Source organism: Burkholderia sp. SCN-KJ (genome assembly GCF_024656005.1).
In the GTDB taxonomy this organism is placed as follows: domain Bacteria; phylum Pseudomonadota; class Gammaproteobacteria; order Burkholderiales; family Burkholderiaceae; genus Burkholderia.
Genome location: NZ_JANKOG010000002.1, coordinates 218,419 through 237,491, shown reverse-complemented (window position 1 = coordinate 237,491; position 19,073 = coordinate 218,419). Strand labels below are relative to the sequence as shown.

The 19,073-nt window shown below is 68.7% G+C and carries 26 protein-coding genes; 19 read left to right on the top strand and 7 right to left on the bottom strand.

Features of this window, described 5'->3' with window-relative positions:
- Positions 1 to 17 precede the first annotated feature (17 nt).
- A complete protein-coding gene (gene atpG, locus NQV17_RS04435; RefSeq protein WP_257769221.1) occupies positions 18 to 887 on the top strand; it encodes an ATP synthase F1 subunit gamma in 870 nt (289 codons plus the stop codon).
- 11 nt (positions 888 to 898) lie between these two features.
- Positions 899 to 1,360, top strand: a complete 462-nt coding sequence (atpC, locus tag NQV17_RS04430) for an ATP synthase F1 subunit epsilon (RefSeq protein WP_257769219.1) — start codon at positions 899 to 901, stop codon at positions 1,358 to 1,360.
- Positions 1,361 to 1,407: 47 nt separating this feature from the next.
- Here atpC and NQV17_RS04425 read toward each other — a convergent pair whose 3' ends face one another.
- Together NQV17_RS04425 and NQV17_RS04420 are read right to left on the bottom strand one after the other, a co-directional pair.
- Complete coding sequence (locus NQV17_RS04425) at positions 1,408 to 1,626, bottom strand: DUF1653 domain-containing protein (RefSeq protein ID WP_006751720.1); 219 nt, start codon at positions 1,624 to 1,626, stop codon at positions 1,408 to 1,410.
- Positions 1,627 to 1,681: 55 nt separating this feature from the next.
- Entirely contained in the window at positions 1,682 to 2,125 is a 444-nt protein-coding gene (locus NQV17_RS04420; RefSeq protein ID WP_257769217.1) for a GNAT family N-acetyltransferase, read from the bottom strand.
- Between the two features lie 147 nt (positions 2,126 to 2,272).
- On the opposite strand from NQV17_RS04420, the gene NQV17_RS04415 reads away from it, so the two are divergent.
- Together NQV17_RS04415 and NQV17_RS04410 are read left to right on the top strand one after the other, a co-directional pair.
- Positions 2,273 to 2,533, top strand: a complete 261-nt coding sequence (locus NQV17_RS04415) for a type II toxin-antitoxin system Phd/YefM family antitoxin (protein ID WP_059526792.1) — start codon at positions 2,273 to 2,275, stop codon at positions 2,531 to 2,533.
- Entirely contained in the window at positions 2,530 to 2,796 is a 267-nt protein-coding gene (locus NQV17_RS04410; RefSeq protein WP_012366508.1) for a Txe/YoeB family addiction module toxin, read from the top strand. The genes NQV17_RS04415 and NQV17_RS04410 overlap by 4 nt, the downstream gene beginning before the upstream one ends.
- A 28-nt stretch (positions 2,797 to 2,824) precedes the next feature.
- On the opposite strand, the gene NQV17_RS04405 is transcribed toward NQV17_RS04410, so the two are convergent.
- A complete protein-coding gene (locus tag NQV17_RS04405) occupies positions 2,825 to 3,205 on the bottom strand; it encodes a DUF4087 domain-containing protein (RefSeq protein ID WP_257769216.1) in 381 nt (126 codons plus the stop codon).
- A gap of 226 nt (positions 3,206 to 3,431) precedes the next feature.
- Here NQV17_RS04405 and NQV17_RS04400 point away from each other — a divergent pair, with 226 nt between their 5' ends.
- Positions 3,432 to 4,055, top strand: a complete 624-nt coding sequence (locus tag NQV17_RS04400; RefSeq protein ID WP_257769215.1) for an HAD hydrolase-like protein — start codon at positions 3,432 to 3,434, stop codon at positions 4,053 to 4,055.
- Between the two features lie 386 nt (positions 4,056 to 4,441).
- Complete coding sequence (locus tag NQV17_RS04395) at positions 4,442 to 5,014, top strand: DUF4142 domain-containing protein (RefSeq protein WP_257769213.1); 573 nt, start codon at positions 4,442 to 4,444, stop codon at positions 5,012 to 5,014.
- 100 nt (positions 5,015 to 5,114) lie between these two features.
- Here the strand turns inward: NQV17_RS04395 and NQV17_RS04390 are convergent, their stop codons facing one another.
- Positions 5,115 to 5,714, bottom strand: a complete 600-nt coding sequence (locus tag NQV17_RS04390) for a GNAT family N-acetyltransferase (protein ID WP_257769212.1) — start codon at positions 5,712 to 5,714, stop codon at positions 5,115 to 5,117.
- 75 nt (positions 5,715 to 5,789) lie between these two features.
- On the bottom strand, positions 5,790 to 6,704 hold the full coding sequence (locus NQV17_RS04385; RefSeq protein WP_257770232.1) for a LysR family transcriptional regulator: 915 nt from the start codon (positions 6,702 to 6,704) through the stop codon (positions 5,790 to 5,792).
- A gap of 109 nt (positions 6,705 to 6,813) precedes the next feature.
- Between NQV17_RS04385 and lysA the strand changes: the two genes are divergently transcribed.
- On the top strand, positions 6,814 to 8,052 hold the full coding sequence (gene lysA, locus NQV17_RS04380; RefSeq protein WP_257769211.1) for a diaminopimelate decarboxylase: 1,239 nt from the start codon (positions 6,814 to 6,816) through the stop codon (positions 8,050 to 8,052).
- Between the two features lie 7 nt (positions 8,053 to 8,059).
- Here the strand turns inward: lysA and NQV17_RS04375 are convergent, their stop codons facing one another.
- The gene (locus NQV17_RS04375; protein ID WP_257769202.1) at positions 8,060 to 8,200 is read right to left on the bottom strand and encodes a hypothetical protein; all 141 of its coding nucleotides are present in this window, start codon (positions 8,198 to 8,200) and stop codon (positions 8,060 to 8,062) included.
- 214 nt (positions 8,201 to 8,414) lie between these two features.
- On the opposite strand from NQV17_RS04375, the gene NQV17_RS04370 reads away from it, so the two are divergent.
- Genes NQV17_RS04370 through NQV17_RS04355 form a run of 4 tightly spaced genes read left to right on the top strand, consistent with a single transcriptional unit; the run spans position 8,415 to position 11,929 of the window.
- On the top strand, positions 8,415 to 9,023 hold the full coding sequence (locus tag NQV17_RS04370) for a ribosome-inactivating family protein (RefSeq protein ID WP_124522381.1): 609 nt from the start codon (positions 8,415 to 8,417) through the stop codon (positions 9,021 to 9,023).
- Between the two features lie 20 nt (positions 9,024 to 9,043).
- A complete protein-coding gene (locus tag NQV17_RS04365) occupies positions 9,044 to 9,685 on the top strand; it encodes a hypothetical protein (RefSeq protein WP_257769199.1) in 642 nt (213 codons plus the stop codon).
- 59 nt (positions 9,686 to 9,744) lie between these two features.
- The gene (locus tag NQV17_RS04360) at positions 9,745 to 10,863 is read left to right on the top strand and encodes a hypothetical protein (protein ID WP_257769197.1); all 1,119 of its coding nucleotides are present in this window, start codon (positions 9,745 to 9,747) and stop codon (positions 10,861 to 10,863) included.
- 1 nt (position 10,864) lies between these two features.
- A complete protein-coding gene (locus NQV17_RS04355; protein WP_124522387.1) occupies positions 10,865 to 11,929 on the top strand; it encodes a hypothetical protein in 1,065 nt (354 codons plus the stop codon).
- Positions 11,930 to 12,030: 101 nt separating this feature from the next.
- On the opposite strand, the gene NQV17_RS04350 is transcribed toward NQV17_RS04355, so the two are convergent.
- Complete coding sequence (locus tag NQV17_RS04350) at positions 12,031 to 12,714, bottom strand: response regulator transcription factor (protein WP_257769194.1); 684 nt, start codon at positions 12,712 to 12,714, stop codon at positions 12,031 to 12,033.
- A 283-nt stretch (positions 12,715 to 12,997) separates the two neighbouring features.
- Between NQV17_RS04350 and NQV17_RS04345 the strand changes: the two genes are divergently transcribed.
- From NQV17_RS04345 to NQV17_RS04310, 8 genes are all read left to right on the top strand, one after another.
- Entirely contained in the window at positions 12,998 to 13,690 is a 693-nt protein-coding gene (locus NQV17_RS04345; RefSeq protein ID WP_124485342.1) for a DUF2589 domain-containing protein, read from the top strand.
- Positions 13,691 to 13,705: 15 nt separating this feature from the next.
- Positions 13,706 to 14,692 carry a DUF2589 domain-containing protein gene (locus tag NQV17_RS04340; protein ID WP_257769189.1) on the top strand — a complete coding sequence of 329 codons (987 nt, stop codon included), beginning with the start codon at positions 13,706 to 13,708 and terminating at the stop codon, positions 14,690 to 14,692.
- Positions 14,676 to 15,122: a lysozyme gene (locus NQV17_RS04335; protein ID WP_044848970.1), complete on the top strand. Its 447-nt coding sequence runs from the start codon at positions 14,676 to 14,678 to the stop codon at positions 15,120 to 15,122. Before NQV17_RS04340 ends, NQV17_RS04335 begins: the two co-directional genes overlap by 17 nt.
- A gap of 166 nt (positions 15,123 to 15,288) precedes the next feature.
- Positions 15,289 to 16,431, top strand: coding sequence for a poly(3-hydroxybutyrate) depolymerase (locus tag NQV17_RS04330; protein ID WP_257769186.1), 1,143 nt, complete (start codon positions 15,289 to 15,291; stop codon positions 16,429 to 16,431).
- A 55-nt stretch (positions 16,432 to 16,486) separates the two neighbouring features.
- On the top strand, positions 16,487 to 17,029 hold the full coding sequence (locus tag NQV17_RS04325; protein ID WP_257769184.1) for a hypothetical protein: 543 nt from the start codon (positions 16,487 to 16,489) through the stop codon (positions 17,027 to 17,029).
- Positions 17,026 to 17,646 carry a hypothetical protein gene (locus NQV17_RS04320; protein ID WP_044848967.1) on the top strand — a complete coding sequence of 207 codons (621 nt, stop codon included), beginning with the start codon at positions 17,026 to 17,028 and terminating at the stop codon, positions 17,644 to 17,646. The genes NQV17_RS04325 and NQV17_RS04320 overlap by 4 nt, the downstream gene beginning before the upstream one ends.
- Before the next feature lie 111 nt (positions 17,647 to 17,757).
- A complete protein-coding gene (locus NQV17_RS04315; RefSeq protein WP_044848966.1) occupies positions 17,758 to 18,375 on the top strand; it encodes a hypothetical protein in 618 nt (205 codons plus the stop codon).
- 70 nt (positions 18,376 to 18,445) lie between these two features.
- A complete protein-coding gene (locus NQV17_RS04310) occupies positions 18,446 to 19,063 on the top strand; it encodes a hypothetical protein (RefSeq protein ID WP_044848965.1) in 618 nt (205 codons plus the stop codon).
- The last annotated feature ends 10 nt before the right edge of the window (positions 19,064 to 19,073 follow it).

The window sequence follows — 19,073 nt, the reverse complement described above, 5'->3', positions numbered from 1 at the left end:
CTGCCTCCCCGCCTCACATGCACATCCGCGAAATCCGCTCGAAGATCAGCAGTACCTCGTCCACGCGCAAGATCACGAAGGCGATGGAAATGATGGCTCGCACCAAGATGGCGGGCGCGCAGCGGCGGGCGCGCGATTTCCGGCCCTATGCGGCGCGCATCCGGGAGATGGCCGAGCGCGTGCTGCGCGACCGGTCCGGCCACGTCTCCGCGCTGATGGCGAGACGCACGCCCGTGCGCCGCGTCGGCCTGATCGTCGTCAGCACCGATCGCGGGCTGTGCGGCCCGCTCAACACACGGCTGCTGGTCGAATGCGTGAATGCGCTCGAACGCTGGGACGGCGCCGGCGTCGCGTGCGAACTCAGCGTGATCGGTGCACGTGGCATTGCCCCGCTGATGCGCCACGGCGCGACCATCACCGCCCGCGCCAGCGGCCTCGCCGCCGCGCCGCACTTCGAGCAGCTGCTCGGCGCGCTGCTCGTGCCGCTCACCGCATTCGTCAACGGCGAACTGGACGAACTGCACATCGCGTACAACCGGTTGACGAGCCCGCTCGCGTATTCGCCGCGCATCGACGCGGTGCTGCCGCTCACCGGCCTCGACACCGGCACGCCGCCCGGCGACACCGCGACATCCGACTATCTGTACGAGCCCGCGCCGAAACCGGCCGTGGATACCTTGCTGCTGCGCTACGTCGAGGCGACGCTCTACCAGGCCGTCGTCGAGAATTACGCGTGCGAGCAGTGCGCGCGGATGTTCAGCATGCAGACCGCGACGGAGAACGCCGATCGCGTGTTGCGCGAGCTGCGGCACCTGTATCAGAAGACGCGCCAGGCGCAGATCACCACCGAGCTGTGCGAGATCGTCGCCGGCGCGGCGGCGGTCTGAAGGAGGCACGCATGCCGACGTCGATGAAGCTCGACATCCTCAGCGTGGAAGACGTGCTGTATTCGGGCGACGCACATTTCGTCGTCGTGCCCGGGGAAAGCGGCGAGCTGGGCATCTACCCGCATCACGCGCCGCTGCTCACGCGGCTGCGGCCCGGCGTCGTGACGCTCGTTGTTGCACCGGGCGGCGAACACCGCCGGCTGCTCGTCGCGGGCGGCCTGCTGGAAGTCAGCCGCGACGGCGTGACGCTGATTGCCGACCACGCGCTGCGCACGCCCGAACTCGACGACCTGCGCGCACGCGAAGCACGGCATGCGGCGGACGAGTGGCGCCGGCGCTTCGCGCACGACAACCGGCGCGCCTTCGATTTCGCATCGGCGCGTGCGGAGTTGATGGACGAAATCCGGCGCTTCTTCGCGCTGGCGATGCACCGGGAGTCCGCGCCGCGCGACACGCCGGGCGCCGCCGGCTAGGCCGGGCGCCGGCACCGCTCGTCGTGCGGTCGGCGAGCGCGCTCGGTTCAGTCGCGCAGCTTGCGAAAGCGCGGCGTGCCGTCCGGCAGGTTCTCGTTGAACATCGCTTCCGGCCGCACCCACAAGCCGCGCGCATGCGGCCACAGATGCTCGTACACGACCACCGACTCCTCGGTTTCGGAATGACGGGCGACGCCGATGTAGCGATACAGCCCGCCCTTGTAGTGACGATGCGTGGCGAGCTGTTCGGCTTCCTGTTCGGTCATGATCTGCTTCCCTTCGGCAAAAACGAAAGCGCGTATTGTATGCGCTCGCCGCGCGTCAGCGTTTCGCGTAGATATCGGGGCGGCGGATTTCCATCAGCCGCTCGGGATTCGCGGACGGCCCGAAGCCGACCGGCCGGTACAGTTCGTGCGCGTCGGTCGTCACGAGCATGATGCGGCGCAGGCTCTGCACCATCGGCTGCGCGAATACGTGGTCGATCAGCGCGCGGCCATAGCCGTTGCCGCGCTCGGCCGGCAAGACGAATACGTCGCACAGGTAGGCGAACGTCGCGTGGTCGGTCACGAGCCGCGCGAACCCGACGAGCCCGTCGCCCACATACGCGCCGAAGCACAGCGAGCCGTCGATCGCGCGCTCGACGACGTCGCGCGGAATGCCCTGCGACCAGTACGCATCGCGATGCAGGAAATCGAAGATCGCGTCGATGTCGAGCTCGCGCTTGTCGGTGGAAAATCTCAGCGGGGCGGGGGTGGCTGCGGGCACGTCGGCTCTCCGGTCGGCTGGGGGGAGCAGCAACGATAGCGCGGCGCGGGGTGGGCGACAAGCGATGCCGCCTCGACATGTACAACATTCCGTACAATGGACGCCCATGCTATACTTGTACGGTTAAAAGTACAAGTGAGGCGAATCATGCGCACGATTCACTTTTCGGATGCCCGCGGCAATCTGAAGACGGTCATCGACCAGGTCGTCGACGACGCGGACGTGACGCTCATCACGCGTCGCGATGCGCCGAACGCGGTCATCATGTCGCAGGAATACTATGACAGCCTGATGGAGACGGTTCATCTGCTCCGCTCGCCGGCCAACGTCGCCCACCTCGAACGCTCGATCGCGCAACTGCGCAAGGGCAAGACGAAAGAGCACAAGCTGGCGGGGGACGATGAATGAGCGTACGCCGCGTGCTCTTTACTTCCGACGCGTGGGACGACTACGTTTATTGGCAAGGGCAAGACCGCAAGACGCTCAAGCGCATCAACCAGCTCATTCGCGAAGCCCAACGGACGCCGTTCGAAGGGATCGGCAAACCCGAACCGCTGAAGGCCAATCTGTCCGGGTTCTGGTCCCGCCGCATCGACGATACGAACCGCCTCGTCTACGAAGCGGACGATCTTCAAATCAGCATCGTGTCCTGCCGCTACCACTACGCGTAGCACCAATCCCGCCGCCGTCCCCGCCTCTTCAAGGCGCCGGCAACGCTCGATCGGCCTTGCAACGCTTCAGCGGCAGCGGCCGGGCCGCCACGATCCGCGTGACCGCGCGGGTGCGCGGATCGATTTCCAGGTCGAGGCACGCGCAGCCGTAACCGTGCATCCCCGCATTGGTGACGACCCAGCCGCGCGTCGACATGTCCGGCATCTCGTCGAGGCCCGGCACCGGCGGGCTGCCCTGGGTCGACAGCGTCCAGCTGTTGTCCTTGTCGACGAGCCACCAGTTGGCCGGCGTCGGATTCTCGAGCCATCCGCAGCGCTTTTCCGCGGCGGCGGCCGCGGGCGTCGCGGACGTCAACGCGACGAACACACCAAGCATCCACATCGCGGAACGGGCACGGGCGATTTTCATTTCAGGGAAGTCCGGACGAAGGAAACGGCGGGAAACGATAGCGTCGACAGCATACCGGGCTTTCATGCGCGTCATGTCATGCACCGCGTTTCGCGGGCGGCATTCCGGTCGATGCATGGAAGCTGCCCGACCATCCCGCTTCGCCACGGACCCAACCGCTCGCGCGGGCCGCGCGGCTCGATTCGGTGATATCGTCACCGGCTCGATCAACTCGCGGCATCGCTTCATGCCTTATCGACTCATCGCGTTCGACTTCGACGGCACCCTCGCCGATTCGCTCGACTGCTTTCTCGCGGCGCTCACGGAGGCATCGCGCCTGCACGGCTTTCGCGACGCGACGCCCGAGCTGCGCCCCGCGCTGCGCGGCATGTCGGCGCGCGAGATCATCCGCGCGCTCGAGGTGCCGATGTGGAAAGTGCCGCGTGTGACGCTCGACATGCGCCGGCTGATGCGGCCGCGCATCGCGCACGTGAAGCTGTTCCCCGGCGTCGACGCGACCTTCGACGCGCTCGCCACACGCGGCATCCGCATCGCGATCGCGACGTCGAACACCGAGGACATCGTGCGCGACCGGCTCGGCCCGCACGCGAGCCGCTGCGTCGACACGTTCGCGTGCGGCATTCCGCTGTTCGGCAAGGCGCGCCGGCTGCGCGCGCTCGTGCGCGAAGCGGGCATGCAGCCCGACGACGTGCTGTATGTCGGCGACGAGATCCGCGATGCCGAAGCGGCGCGCCGCGCGCGTATCGCATTCCAAGGCGTCGCATGGGGTTACACGGCGCCCGACGCGCTGCAGGCGCATTGCGCGACGCCGTTGCTGCCGCGTCTCGACGCATTGCTCGATCGCGTTTAAGGACGCCGTACGAATCGCGCGTTCGATTCGACGAATCGCGAAAAAACCGCCCACGAGACGATGTAACGTCGATGACACGCGCGCGCATCGCCGCCATCGCATGCACGCCGCGCACGCAAAAATTGCCGCCACGATGCACGCAACAGGTACGCACTACCTGGCCGCGCGCGCACCCATCGCTTCGTCTTACCAACCGTTACACAAACCACAGCGCGGTTGCACCTGCTACCTGAGCGCTCTCCTAGAATCAGTCGGGCCGGGAAACACTTCGAACGCCGCCGCGGCAGAGCGGCGATCGAGCCCGGCCCGGGCGCGCCCGGTCTCTCGCACAGCTGCGGATCACGCGATCCGTCCGTTAATCAGAGCCCCGATAGAAAGGAGGTCCCATGAACCGCTTTCCCCAAGTCTCGCGCCTTGCATTGTCTGCCGCTGGCCTGCTTCTCGTCGCCGTGACGGCGACCGCGCAAACCGCGCAGCCGGCGCCGGCCGCACCGGCCGCCGCCACGCAGACGCGCATCCACGAAGCCGACCAGGCCTTCATCAACGACGGCACGAAAACCGTGTCGACCCAGCACGACGCCGCACGCATCGCCGATGCGCGCACGTCGGACAGCCAGGTGAAGGCGTTCGCGCAACGCGTGTCGACCGACGATGAGAAGATCATCCAGGCGATGCGCGCGGCCAGCCCGCGCGGCATCGACGTGCCGGCCAACGACCCCGACACGGCCGTGCTGGACAGCATCAAGACCCTGCGCGGCGCGGAATTCGACAAGGCGTATATCGAGCAGGTCGCGCTCGCCGGCCAGCAGAAGACGATGTCGGCATTCCAGGCCGAAATCGCGTCGGGCCGCGACACGAAGCTGAAGGAAGTCGCACGCCAGGCGCTGCCGATCCTGCAGGCGCACTACGCGGCCGCGCAGAAGCTCGCGCAGCGTCATCACCTCGCATCGGCGCAGTAACGCGCTGCCCCGCCGCGCATCGCGCGCGGCACGCCGCTTCCCCCCCTCGTCGCGTCGCCGCCCCCCTCTCCGGCGGCGCGACGCCTGCGGCTCCCTCGCGTCAGATCGCGAGCTTCGCCCGCAACCGCTCGCTCACCTCCGGCCATTCGTCGTCGATGATGCTGAAGCGCACCGAATTGCGCTTGCGGCCATCGGGCATGATCCGCTCGTGACGCACGATCCCTTCCTGCTTCGCACCGAGCCGCAGAATCGCCGCGCGTGACTTCTCGTTCAGCTCGTCGGTCGTGAACTGCACGCGCACACAGTGCAGCGTATCGAACGCATACGCGAGCAGCAGCCATTTCGCTTCGGTATTCGCGCGCGTGCGCTGCGCCGATGCGCTCAGCCACGTATGACCGATCTCGAGCTTGCGGTTCTTGCGGTCGATCTTCCAGAAACGCGTGCTGCCGATCACGCGGCCCGACGCACGCTCGACGATCACGAACGGCATCACGGTGCCGGCCGCGCGGCCTTGCAGCGCCGTGTCGAGATAGGCGTCGACCGTCTCCTCGCCCGGCACGACCGTGACCTTCAGGTTCCACAGCTCGCCGTCCGCCGCCGCATCGAGCAAAGCCTGCCGGTCGGATGCTTCGAGCGGCCGCAGCGCGATGCGCTCGCCGGTGAGCGTCGGTTGTCCGGGGGAAGATGCAGCGTCGGTCATGACGGGTTCCGTTTCCGTGAAGATGACGAAGAGGAGCAGGCTGCGCGCAGCGAAACGCCCATCATACGGCCGTCGTCAGCCGGGCAGCGCGGCGAGCCGCTCGCGAATCGCCTGCGCTTCGCCGCGCAGCGCTTCGGCGAATGCGTCGACGAGCAGGCTCTTCGGCCGGTGCTCGGGCACGATCACGCTGACGCGGTAGGGAAACGAGCGCGTGAGCGGCCGCACGTGCAGGTCGCGCCCGACGAAATCGAGCGCGGTCAGCGGATTGACGATCGCGGCGCCGAGCCCCTGCCGCACGAACGCGCACACCGACACGGCCGACGGCGTCTCGACCACCGAACGCGGCGCGACACCGAGCTGCGCGAACGCCTCGTCGATCAGGATCCGGTACGGGTCGTTCAGCGACAGGCTCACGAACGGGCGATCGGCGAGATCCGCGAGATCGATCGCGCGCCGCGCGAGCAGCGGATGACCGTCCGGCAACACGCACACCTCGTCGACTTCGAGCAGCGGCGTGAGCACGGTGCCGGCCGGCGCGACGTCGTGCTCGGTCAGCCCGAGATCGTAGCGCTGCGCCGTCAGCCACTCCTCGAGCACCGGCGACTCCTGCGTCGCGACCGACACGCTGACGCCCGCATGCGCGTCGTGAAAGCGCCGACATGCGCCGGGCAGGATCGCATGAGAAAACGCCGGCAGCGCGATCACCGACAACTGGCCGTCGCGAAACTCGCGCAGCCGCGCGGCCGTCGCCGCGACGCGCTCGAGCCCCACATACGCGAGCCGCACGTCGTCGAACAGCGTGAGCGCGGCCATCGTCGGCCGCAGCCGGCCGTGCGAGCGCTCGAACAGCGTGAAGCCGACCACCTGCTCCATCCGCGCGAGCTCGCGGCTGATCGTGGGCTGCGACGTATAGAGCATCTCGGCCGCGCGCGTCGTGCTGCCGGTGACCATCAGCGCGCGGAAGACCTCGATGTGCCGGTGTGTGAGCATGGCCATCTATATCAGGAATGAATCGAATGTCGACAAACAGGCATTTTACTGTATAGCCATTCAGGCGCATCATTCACGCTGTCCGTTCATTCGATCCGATTCATCCGCCATGTCCCTCGATTCCCGCCAGTTCGCGACGCTCGCGCAGCAATATGGCACCCCGCTGTGGGTGTACGACGCCGACGTCATCCGCGACCGCATCGCCCAACTGCGCCAGTTCGACGTGATCCGCTATGCGCAGAAGGCGAACTCGAACCTGCATATCCTGAAGCTGATACGCGAGGAAGGCGCGTGCGTCGACGCCGTGTCGCTCGGCGAGATCGAGCGCAGCCTCGCGGCCGGGTTCAGTCCGGCGGGCGAGCCGGAAGGCGTCGTGTTCACGGCCGACCTGATCGACCGTCCGACGCTCGCGGCCGTGCTGAAGCACGGCGTGACCGTGAACGCCGGCTCGCTCGACATGCTCGCACGCGTCGGCGAGCATGCGCCCGGCCATCGCGTGTGGCTGCGCGTGAATCCCGGCTTCGGCCACGGCCACAGCAACAAGACCAACACCGGCGGCCCGCAGAGCAAGCACGGGATCTGGATCGACGACGTGCCGCGCGCGATCGAGATCGTGCGCCAGTACGGGCTGAAGCTGGTCGGCATCCACATGCATATCGGCTCGGGCGTCGACTACGGCCACCTGTCGCAGGTGTGCGATGCGATGGTCGACCTCGTCACGTCGCTCGGCCACGACATCGAAGCGATCTCCGCCGGCGGCGGGCTGTCGATTCCGTATCGCGACGGCGAGCCGCGCGTCGACGTCGGTCACTACTTCAGCCAGTGGGATGCCGCGCGCAAGCGGATCGAACGGCATCTCGGCCACGCGGTGCGCATCGAGATCGAACCGGGCCGCTTCCTCGTCGCCGAGGCCGGCACGCTCGTCACCGAAGTGCAGGCCGTGAACCGCCGTCCGAAGCACGACTTCGTGCTGATCGACGCGGGCTTCAACGACCTGATGCGTCCGTCGATGTACGGCAGCTACCACGCGGTGTCCGTCCACACGCAGGACGGCGCGCTGCCGGCCGGCCGGCCGCTCGTCGACATCGCGATCGCGGGGCCGCTGTGCGAATCCGGCGACGTGTTCACGCAGGACGCAGGCGGCGTGGTCACGCACCGCAAGCTCGCGCAGCCGCAGATCGGCGACCTGCTGTTCCTGCACGATGCTGGCGCCTACGGCGCGTCGATGTCCTCGAACTACAACAGCCGGCCGCTCGCGCCGGAAGTGCTCGTCGATCGCGGCACGCCGCGGCTGATCCGCCGCCGGCAGACGATCGACGAACTGCTCGCGCTCGAAACGTTCGCGTAACACGCGTTCACACGCGTTCGACAGCAGTCACGTCAACGGCCAGGTTTGCCGCTATCGGTAAACCTGGCCGTTGTGCTTTTCGGCGCGCGGCGCTCATGCCGCCCGGCAACGCATGAAGCATGCCGCCGAAGTTGCCGATCTTCCACACGCGGTCGCCTCGCCCCTTCGCCCCTTCACCACCTGCGCCGACCGATTCCGACACCCGCTTCCCGGGTGTTCGGTCACGGCCCGGACAGTGACTTCTGCCGCATTGTTCGCCCGCCGCGCACCACGCACAGTGGCCGCACGGCAGCGCATTCGCTTCGACCCGCGCGCCGTCTCGACGGCCGAGCAACGCCGGGTTATCTGCAGGAGCGAACATCGTGCAACTTCGACTCACCACCGGCCGTGACTACCAGGACGACCTCACGGCACTCCGCGACGCGATCCGCCAGAACGGCACGCGCGCGACGCGGCAAGCCGTCGACGTCGTGATCGGCGACGACACCGGCGCGCCGCGCGTGTCGCTGTTGTTGAACCTCGCGTGGCAAGCCGCGAAGAACGGCCCCGCCGTCGATGCGTCGCTGTACACGCTCGGCTTCGTCAGCCAGGGCGGCACCTTCGTATTCGACATCCGGCCGTTTCCGGGCGGCACGCCGGCAGGTGCGGCAGCGCTCGGCGGCGACGGTTCGTACGGCTGGCTCGGCTACGCGACCGACCCATTGCCGACGATCAATCCGAGCAACCTCCATCAGGCCGTGTGGACGCTGTCGAAACTCAAGCCGGCGGACGCGTCGAAGCCCGCACCGTTCAAGCCCGATCTCACACGGCTCGTGATCGCGTTGTCCGAGGCGCTGCGCTTCGCGCGCACCGAGCATGCGATCGCCGGCCTGCTCGACGGCACGCTCGCGACCTACGCGCCGAACGACGATCGCACGGCCTGCTTCAACAACTGGGCGGCGAAGGGTTTCCCGCTCGGCGAGCCGGCCTGATGCCGGCGAAGGAGCCACTCATGTCTGGACTCGACTTCAACGCGTCGCTGCGCTGGGAAACGTTCGTACTCGGCCTGATCGCGAATGCCGGCGATACGCCGCGCGCGGGCAAGCAGCAGACCGGCTGCGCATTGCCGATGTACGTGATTCCGTTCGCGCGGCTCGACGCGCCGCCCGAGTTGCGGGCGCTGATGTCCGAAATCGCCACGTCCGCGCGCGTCGTCGATCGCGGCACGCCCGGGCGCCACATCGGCGGCGACGTGCTCGGCGCGATGCGGCAGATCCACCAGAACGTGCCGCGCTACCTGCCGAGCTTCACCTACGGCACGACGACGGACCCGTTCGACGGGCTCACCGAGCGCGCGAAGCTGTACGAACGCTATGCGGCCACGTTCAAGGCGAATTCGAACGGTCGCGGCGGCGGCGCGCAAACGACCGGCTACGTCGAATACACGGCCGGCACGAATGCGCTGTTCCGCGGCGGCAATCGCGCGCGCATCGCGTTCGACTACGTGTTCGGCCGCCTGTACTTCTCGCCGATCCATTACGAAGCCTGGGTGCCCGGCACGCTCGATCCGGGGCCCGGACAGACCGTCGCCAAGGTCATCGACGGGCCATACGCGAACCCGTGGTTCTGGATCACCGACATCACGTCCGTCTGACGCCGCGGCGGTGCGGCCTGAAGCGCCGCGCCGCCATCATCAAGGAAGAGGAAACCATCATGAAACAGCCAGTCCGAATCGTTTCCGTGCGCTATTCATGCGACTGCAAACCCCTGCGTGCGCCCGACGAAGCGCTCGATGCGTATGCAGCGCGCGTGCAGGGGGTCGTGTTCAATCACCTGAACGGTGCGCTGTCGAGCGCGTTCGAAGCCGTGCGGCGCGACGCGAAAGACGACGATGCGCGCCGCGTCACGTTCGTCACTGCACCCGAGTTCTACTGGAACGTGCCGTGGGACGCGCTGCACGACGTCGACGAACTCCATGCGATCGTCGACTTGCAGCTCGATCCGGTGCGGCGCGCGATCGGCGCGATCGCCGATCGCTTTCCGGTGGATCAGTACGGGCCGATCGTGTTCCTGCCCGGTACCATCGCGATGCTCGTCAAGCACGAGACGGCGGCCGACGTGCCCGATGACGGCGCGTTCGTCGGGCCGTACGTGTCGCTGAATTTTACGTTCGCGACGACCAATTTCCTGCCGCCGCTGGCGCGCGGCGAAGGCGGCGATGGTGACGGCGACGACGACGGAACGCGCCGCGCGGCGATCTGGCCGAAGCGGCATACGTCGTGGATCGACTACGGCGACTCGGTCGACGAGCTCGATACGCCGCTCGCCCACACGTTCCAGCTCGGCGACGGCACGCTGGTCGAGGTGCTGAAGACGAGCGACGTGTCGCCGCAAAGCGCGACGGCCGACGCGCCGCCGTCGTCGCCGTATCAGGGCCCGCGCCTTTCGGACAGCTTCGACAATCGGCTGGGCGAAGCGCCGCCGTTCGGCATCGACATCTGCCTCGACTTCCTCGAATGGCGCGAGTATCCCGGCAACGACGTCAAGCCGCCGCATCTCGACGACGGCGCGCTCGTGCTCGACTTCGTGCTGTCGTACGGCGTGAATCCGACCGATGACGCGTTCGACGTGCCCGACTCGCTGCAATACATCGCGCACAACGACGGCCGCCGCCACAAGGAAGTCGTCGTGTTCGCGGTCGACCGCACGCAGACGCACTGGCAGCGGGTCGCCGAAGCGCCGTGCGTGCGCCACCTGTCGAGCGCGGAACGCGAACGCGTCGCAATCCACGCGTTCGACGTGGACGTGCCGGATGCGGACGGCGCACCGTGACATGGGCGCCCCGCGCTTCGGGCGCTGGCGCGCGCGGCCGGCGCTGCCGGAGCCGCCACGCGCGCCGGACGATCTCGCCGCGCAACTGTGCGACGAATGCGAGGCGATGGCGCGCTACGCGCTCCATCACGGGCTGCCGATCGAGCCCGAACTCGTCGCGCGGCTCGCGGCGCTGATCGCGGCCGCCGCTTCGTCCAACCCGGCGGCCAACCCGGCGCCGGGCGCGTCGACCACCACGCCGCTGGCGCCCGCGCAGCAGCACGCGCTCGCGGCGATCCACCGCAAGCTCGCGACGCTCGTCGCGCCCGCGACGCCGCAGGCCGTCACGCTGCTCGACATGCACCGGCGCCAGGCGCACCCGTTCGCGTGGCTCGGCCCGGTGCCGCTGATCCGGCTGCTGACCGGGTCGGCGCTCGGTTTCCTGCTCGCGGTCGTGCTGACGAGCCTGTCGCCGCATGTGTCGGGCGAGAACATCGAGCGCGGCTTCCTGCAATCCAACGGCGTGCAGCTGCTGTGGAACACCACCTTCCTGCTGTGCTGCGCGGGGCTCGGCGCATCGTTCGCGACGCTGTTCCAGGCGCACCACTACGTCGCCGCGTCGACCTACGATCCGAAATACGACGCATCGTATGGCGCGCGGCTGATTCTCGGCGTGATCGCCGGCCTGATCATCGTCCAGATGCTGCCGGCCCAGTTGTTCGCACAGGGCAGCATGCACAACTTCGGGCGGCCGGCGCTCGCGATGCTCGGCGGCTTCTCGGCGACGGCCGTGCATCGTGTGCTGCAAAGGCTCGTCGAGACGCTCGAGACGCTGGTGCAGGGCGACCGCTCGACCGACGTCGGCGCGGCGCTCGCCGCGAATCGCGCGCGCGCCGCCAGCGAACGCGCGCAGTGGCAGGGCGAACTGGCGGCCAACCTGCTCGATCTGCAGCAGTCGCTCGACGGCGCGGCATCCGCCGAGGCCGTCCGCGCGCGCCTCGCCGAATTCACGCGCGCGATGCTCGCGGCCCACCCCGCGCCGTCGGCCGCGGACGATCCGCTTCCGCCCGACGCGCCCCGGCAGTAGCGCGACGCGGCGCGGGCGCGCCATTGCCGCCGCCGCGCGAAGCCCGCCTTCGCTCGCGGCACGCTCGCGTGCCGGCCCGATCGGTGCGCCCGTCGCACGCATCAGCCGGGCGAATGGCACGCCGGCGCGAACGTGAAACCGGCCGGCTCGGCCGGCACGTGGCGCGCGAGCCACAATGCGGCCTCCGTCCGGTTGCTCACGCCGATCTGGCGGAACAACGCGTACAGATGGTTCTTGATCGTGCCCTCCGCGACATTCAGTACACGGCAGATCTGCTTGTTCGACTTGCCTTCGGCCAGCAGCCGCAGCACCTCGCGCTGGCGCGGCGTGAGGCGCTCGAATGCGCGATCGTCGCCGGCCGGCACGCCGCCCGGGGGCGCCTGCGTCGCGCCGCCGTCGTTCGGCGGCACGTAGATCGCGCCGGCCGCGACGCGCCCGAGCGCATCCGCGAACTCGTCGGCGCTCGCATGCCGGTCGATGATGCCGGCCGCCCCCGCCAGCAGCGCATCGGCAATCGTCCGGCGGCACACGGCGGCCACCACGCACAGCCACGGCGCGCCGGCGAATGCCTCGTTCAGCACGCTCGGCCAGCTCGGCCGCGCGGCGTGCTCGCCGCATTCGATCGTGATCGCCTCGACCGTCCCGGGCAGCAACGCGTCGCGCAAGCGCAAGACGTCCTCGGGACGGCGGGCCGACCACACATGCCAGTCGACATCGCGTTTACACAGTACGTCCGCCACGCCCGCGACGAATAACGGCGGGCTATCGATCATCAGAACGTTCATTGCGCGGTTTCCTCGAAATCGGGATGCTCGGTTTAGGATTTTTTGCTTCCCTACCCGGCGTTTTTTTTACCGCTGTTTTACGCACCGCGCACTAGGCCCGTCGCTCCGTGACGAATGGCCTAATTCGTCCACGCCGCGCCCCGCCGCGCGCACCGACGCCCGCCGCGGGCCGGCCCGGGCCGCCGGACGTGACGGACGTCATATTTGGTAAACGTCTTCAATTCCCTAATGTGAATAACGACAGCGAATTTCCGTTGTCTTCAACACGAAGAGGAGTTTATTCATGGACGCGAATTTCATTGGCTCGGTGATTAACGCTTTACCCATGGATCAAATGATCGCCGGCCCGTTAAAGGCGATGATCAGCGCGCAGACGCAGGCCGCGAAGAGCTACGCGGATTTCCTGATGCAGGTCTGCATCCAGGGCGGCAAGGCCGTGGCCGTCCAGTTCGACTACGACGAGACGCTGGTGGACGAAAGCGGCGTGTCGAAAGGCGTCGTGCAGAAGACGATGCGCATCCCGCTGCTCGCGGCGATCGTCCATCCGATCATCGCGATCGAGGAAGGCACGATCGACTTCGAGATGGAGATCACGCAGTCGGAGAAGTCGTCGTCGTCGACCGAAGCCGGCGGCGAATTCCAGGCGAAGTTCGGCTGGGGGCCGATCAGCGTCAGCGTGTCCGGGCGCGTGTCGCACAAGGCGGAGCAGACGCGCAGCACCGACACGCGCGCGAAATACTCGATCCATACGCAGGTGAAGCGCCAGTCGCCGCCCGAAGCGCTGATGCGCGTGATCGACTTCCTGACCGAGGCCGCGACCAAGCCGGTCGTCACCGAAGGCAACGCGAAGGACGTGAAGCCGCTGCCGGCGACGCCGACCGACGGCAAGCTGGTCGGCGACGCGTCGGGTGCCGGCGGCAAGGCGGCCGCGCCGGCCGGAGCCGATGCGGGCGCCCAGCAGCCGGCGCACGCGTAAGCGCGCGGACCGGCCATGTTCAGGCTCTTCAGACGGTCGCGCCGCGCGGGCGGCGGCGGGCACGACGACGCGGATGCGCGTCCGGGTGGCGGCACAGCCCGGCAGGAACCGGACGGGCCGGTCCCGCCGCCGGACGGGGCGGTGGCGGGCCGTAGCGGCGCGGTCGCCGGCGCGGGCCCGGACGCGGTCGCCGGCACGGGCGGCGCGGTGCCGGCGGCGGCAGGCGTCGATCCGGCGCGCCACGCGCCGACCGATGCCGCCGGCTGGCCGGCCGGCGCCGCGTCGGGGGTGAATGATGCCCCCACCGCCGCGGCCGGCGCATCGACCGGCGGCTTGCCGCCCGCTGCGCCTGTGTCGCCGGCTGCGCCGACACCACCCGCTACGCCGACGCCGCCTACGCCGCCTACGCCACCCGCGCCACCCGCGCCGCCCGCCCCGCCGCCCGGCGCCCCGGCAGACGACGAACGCCCGCCGCCGCGCGGCATCGCGCTCGACGAGATCGCACGCGGGATGCAGCACGCGGCCGCCGCCGCGAACCAGTTGCTCGCGCACCAGTACACCGCCGTGCTCGACCAGTTCTTCGATCTGCGCGACGACGGCCTGCTCGCGCCGCGCGAGGTCACGGTCGCACTCGACGCGGAGCACACGATGCCGGTGCCGCTCGTCGCGCTCGCCACGCCGCGCGGGCTCGCGCTCGACCGGATGGTCGTGCACCTGACCGTGCGCGGCGACTTCACCGAGGCGCTGCCGGCCGGCGGCATCTCGGGCAACGACGACCAGCGCGGCCGCTTCTACGTGACGTTCGCGCCGCGCTCGGAGAAGAAGGACGCCGCGCCGGGCAGTGCGCGGCAGCGCGACACCGAGCACATCGACATCGAAATGCAGTTCGCGGCGCTGCCGCCGCCCGAAGCGATCATGCGCGTGATCGACGAATACACGCATCGCCTGGTGCCGCGCGCACGGCCGGGCGGCGAGGAGAACGACGATGGCGAACCAGCCTGAACGCACCGGCGAGCAAGGCATCGCGCTGATCAAGCAGTTCGAGGGGCTGCGGCTCGCGCGCTATCTCGACGCGGTCGGCAAGCCGACGATCGGCTACGGGCACCTGATCCTGCCGAACGAGCGCTTCACGCGCCCGCTGACGCCGGCCGAAGCGGAGGCGCTGCTGCGGCATGACCTGCGCGGCGCCGAGCTGAACCTGCGCAAGCTGTTGCGCGTGCCGGTCACGCAGCAGCAGTTCGATGCGCTGATGTCGTTCGTCTTCAACCTCGGCGCCGGACGGCTGCGCTCGTCGACGTTGCTGCGCTACCTGAACGCCGGCGCGAGCGCGCGGGCGGCCGACCAGTTCCTCGTCTGGAACAAGGCCGGCGGCAAGCCGCTCGCGGGCCTCACGAAGCGCCGCCGGGCCGAGCGCGCGCTGTTTCTGTCGTGAGCGCCGTGACGCCGCACCGGCCGAACGTCACGGGTCGTCGTGCGTGTCGTTCGCGCCATTTCGCAGCGCGTCGGCTGCCCGTAAGCTGAAACCGTCGCTGAAGTCTTGCTGCATCCGTACCGTTACAACCCTTGTCATTCACCACTCGTCACGACAGGAGCCCCGCATGAACGTCACCCGCTCGCCCGGCCGCACGACGCTGCCCCGCACCGCCGCCTCGCACGTAGTGCGCCGCGCGCTGGGCGCCGCTTGCGCCGCCGTCACCGCCACCGTAACCGTTGCCGTCGCCGCCCTGGCTGCGCTCGCGCCGCACGCCGCGCTCGCCGCCCCCGCCGATCCGCTTCCCGCATACGGCGCCGACCTGCAGCGCACGTCGGTGTCGGGGCTGTCGTCCGGCGGCTTCATGGCCGCGCAGTTCGACGTCGCGTTCTCGAGCCGGCTGATCGGCGCGGGCATCGTCGCGGGCGGGCCGTTCTACTGCGCGGGCGTGAACGCGCTGATCCCGCCGGCGGTGGCCGCGACCACGCTGTGCATGCAGCCGATCGGCCCCGCGCCATCCGCGACCGACGCATGGCGCGCCGCGCGCACGTTCGCGCAGCGCGACGAGATCGACGATCCGGCCAACCTGCGCGGCCAACGCATCTACGTGTTCAGCGGGGCGAAGGATACGGTGGTGTTCACGCGCGTCGTCGACCAGACCGCGCGCTTCTACACGCTCGCGCAGGTTCCGGCCGCGAACCTTCAGTATCGCCAATCGCCGGACGCCGGGCATGCGTTCATCACGAACCGCCCCGAGGACAACACGTGCAGTGCGAACGCGAGCCCGTATATCGACAACTGCGGCTTTCAACAGGCGCACGACATCGTGCGCTGGATCTACGGCACGCCCGACAAGCCGCTCAACGCGCCCGCCGCGCAGGCTGGCGGCAAGCTGCTGGCGTTCGACCAGCGCGCGTTCGATCCGCAGCGCCGCGCGTCGCTCGGCGATACGGGCTACGCGTACGTGCCGGCCGATTGCGAACGCGCGACCTGCGCGGTGCACGTCGTCTTCCACGGCTGCGTGCAGAACGTCGCGACCGTCGGCGAGCGGATGATTCGCGGCGTCGGCTACAACGAGATCGCCGACACGAACCGGCTGATCGTGCTGTATCCGCAGGTCGAGAAATCGGCCGTCAATCCGCTCGGCTGCTGGGATTTCTGGGGTTATACGAGCACCGATCCGCTCCAACCCGGCTTCTACCGCCGCGACGCGCCGCAGATGGCCGCCGTGATGCAGATGGTGCAGCGCCTCGGCGCCGCGCGTCGGTAATCCGCGTAGCGGCTGCCGTCGCGCCGTCATCGCTCCTTCTTCACGAGGAATCGCCATGTTCTCCACGTTCATCGCCCAATGGGAACGCGCGCACGCCGACGCGCTCCAGCTGTTCGGCAAGCTCGCCGCGCAGACGACCGGCACCGGCGGCCCGTCCGCCAGCCCCGCGTGGCGCGCGTTCGCGCACACCGCGCTGCTCGCCGGCCATCGCTACACGGATGCATGCCAGGCCGCGACCGACGCATTGTGGCGCGGCCAGCTCGAACGGTTCGGGCTCGGCAGTTCGGCCGCCGCGGTCAAGGAGCTGGCGGCCCTGAACGCGGATCTCGCGACGCGCTTCACGCAGAGTCACCTCCAGCACGCGGGCGCGATGGCCGACGCGGCCGCGCAATACCTCGACGATCTCGGCCGCACGCGCGGCCCGGCCGATGCCGCGATGGCGCTCGGGCGCTTCGCCGGCGACCTGCAGGCGCAGGCGCGTGCGCATGCGCTGCACGTCGCGTCGCTCGCGAACGGCGTCGCGCCCGCGCTCGCGCAGTGGGCCGACCGCACGCTGCGCGACGAACGCGGCACGCCGGATGAGGAGCAAGCATCATGAACATCAAGCTCCGCTTCGTGAACCGCTCGAACGACTGCGGCAACAGCGAGGTCGTGCTGTTCCAGCGCGACGTGATCCCCGATCTGGATACGTTCGCGATCGCGTGGAAGGTGATCCGTTATTGCGGACGCGACTGCTTCCATCCGTTCGACTACTCGACCGACATCGACGTCGCGCTCGGCGACGAGCACGGCAACTTCTCGCCGCGCGTCACGGCGCCCGCCGGCGTGCGCTTCGTGATCGACGCGCAGCCGACCGGACGCGGCCGGCTCGTGCCCGACCCGGCCGACGCACCGGGCGGCGACATCGAAATCGTCAATCGGCTGCGGCGCGGCGCCGTGAACGTCAACGCGTTCAGCGCGGGCCGGCTGATCGCGGTGAAGGAAGCGGTCGCACCCGGGCAGAAGGCGGTATTCCGCTTCACGCCGACGCTGTGGATCGGCGTGGCGTCGCAGGTACAGGAAAGCCGCGCACTGCACGCGGCGGTGATGTCGAGCGCGAACACGATGCTGCCGCTGGCGGGCGTCGCCGCGGCCGACATCGTGATGACGGGCGGCGGCACCGGCACCGACGCGCAGCCGTTCGCGTTCGCGCTCGAACACATCGTGCGCGCGTAGTGCCGCCCGACACGGCTTGAACCGGCTTGACGGCACGGCTTCTCGGCCGGGCCGGCGGGAAAGGTGTGCGGCAGACCGACTGCCGTTTTTTCAAACTCAAGGAGCAACGACGTGGATATCCAACTGAACCTGATCAACCGCTCGAACGACGCCAACAACTCGAGCGTCGTGATCTTCCAGAAGAACGTGGCGACCGACTTCGACGAACTCGCGATCGCGTGGAAGGTGATCCGCAATTGCGGCCAGGGCGACAACCATCCGTTCAAGTTCCCGATGACGATGAGCGTGAGCGCGAGCGACAGCTGGGGCAACTACATGCCGCAGCAGGTCGCGGCGAACGGCCAGGTGTTCCAGGTCGTGCGCTCCAGCTCGGGCGACGTGCTGCAGCTCGGCGGCGACCCGGGCGCGAGCTCCGAGGTGCAGGTGCGCAACGACCTGCCGGCCGGTGCGATCAACGCGACGATCTACAAGGACGGCAACGCGCTCGCGCGCAAGACCTCCGTCGCGCCGGGCCAGAAGGCGGTGTTCCAGTTCAAGCCGACGATCTGGATCGGCGTCGCGTCGCAGATCGAACAGGGCGCGCTGATGAATTCCGCGGTGATCTCCGACATCAACACGGAACTGTCGCTGCTCGGCATCGCGAGCGCCGACATCGTGATGACCGGCGGCGGCCCCGGCCCGCGCTCGACGCCGTTCACGTTCCGGCTGGAAAACGTGGTGATGGCGTAACGGTCCGTGCGCCGGCGATGCACGGCCGGCGCCCGTTCAATCAGTTATCCGAATCGAATCAAGGTGACTCATGGACATCAATCTCAACTTCGTCAACCTGTCGAACGACGTCAACAACAGCCAGATCGTGATCTTCCAGAAGAACGTGTCGACGGACTTCGACGAGCTCGCGATCGCGTGGAAGGTCATCACCAACTGCGGACGCGGCGACAACCATCCGTTCGTGTTCCCGTTGTTGACGACCGTCTCCGCGAGCGATGCCGACGGCAACTACATGCCGCAAAAGCGCGCGGACAACGGACAGGTCTTCAACGTGTCGCGCTCGACGTCGGGCAACGTGCTCGCGCTCGCCGGCCCCGCGCCAACCTCGCGCGAGATCCAGCTGCGCAACGACCTGAGCCAGGGAGCGATCACCGCGTCGGTCTTCAAGGACAACCGGCTGCTCGCGCACAAGACGGGGATCGTGCCGGGCCAGAAGGCCGTGTTCGAGTTCAAGCCGACGCTGTGGATCGGCACCGCGTCGCAGATCGAACAGGGCGCGGTGATGAATTCGGCCGTGCTGTCCGACATCAACACCGAACTGTCGCTGCTCGGCATCAAGAGCGCCGACATCGTGATGACGGGCGGCGGTGGCGGCACGACCGCGACCGCGTACCAGTTCCGGCTCGCGAACGTGGTGATGGGGTAAACGGCGCACG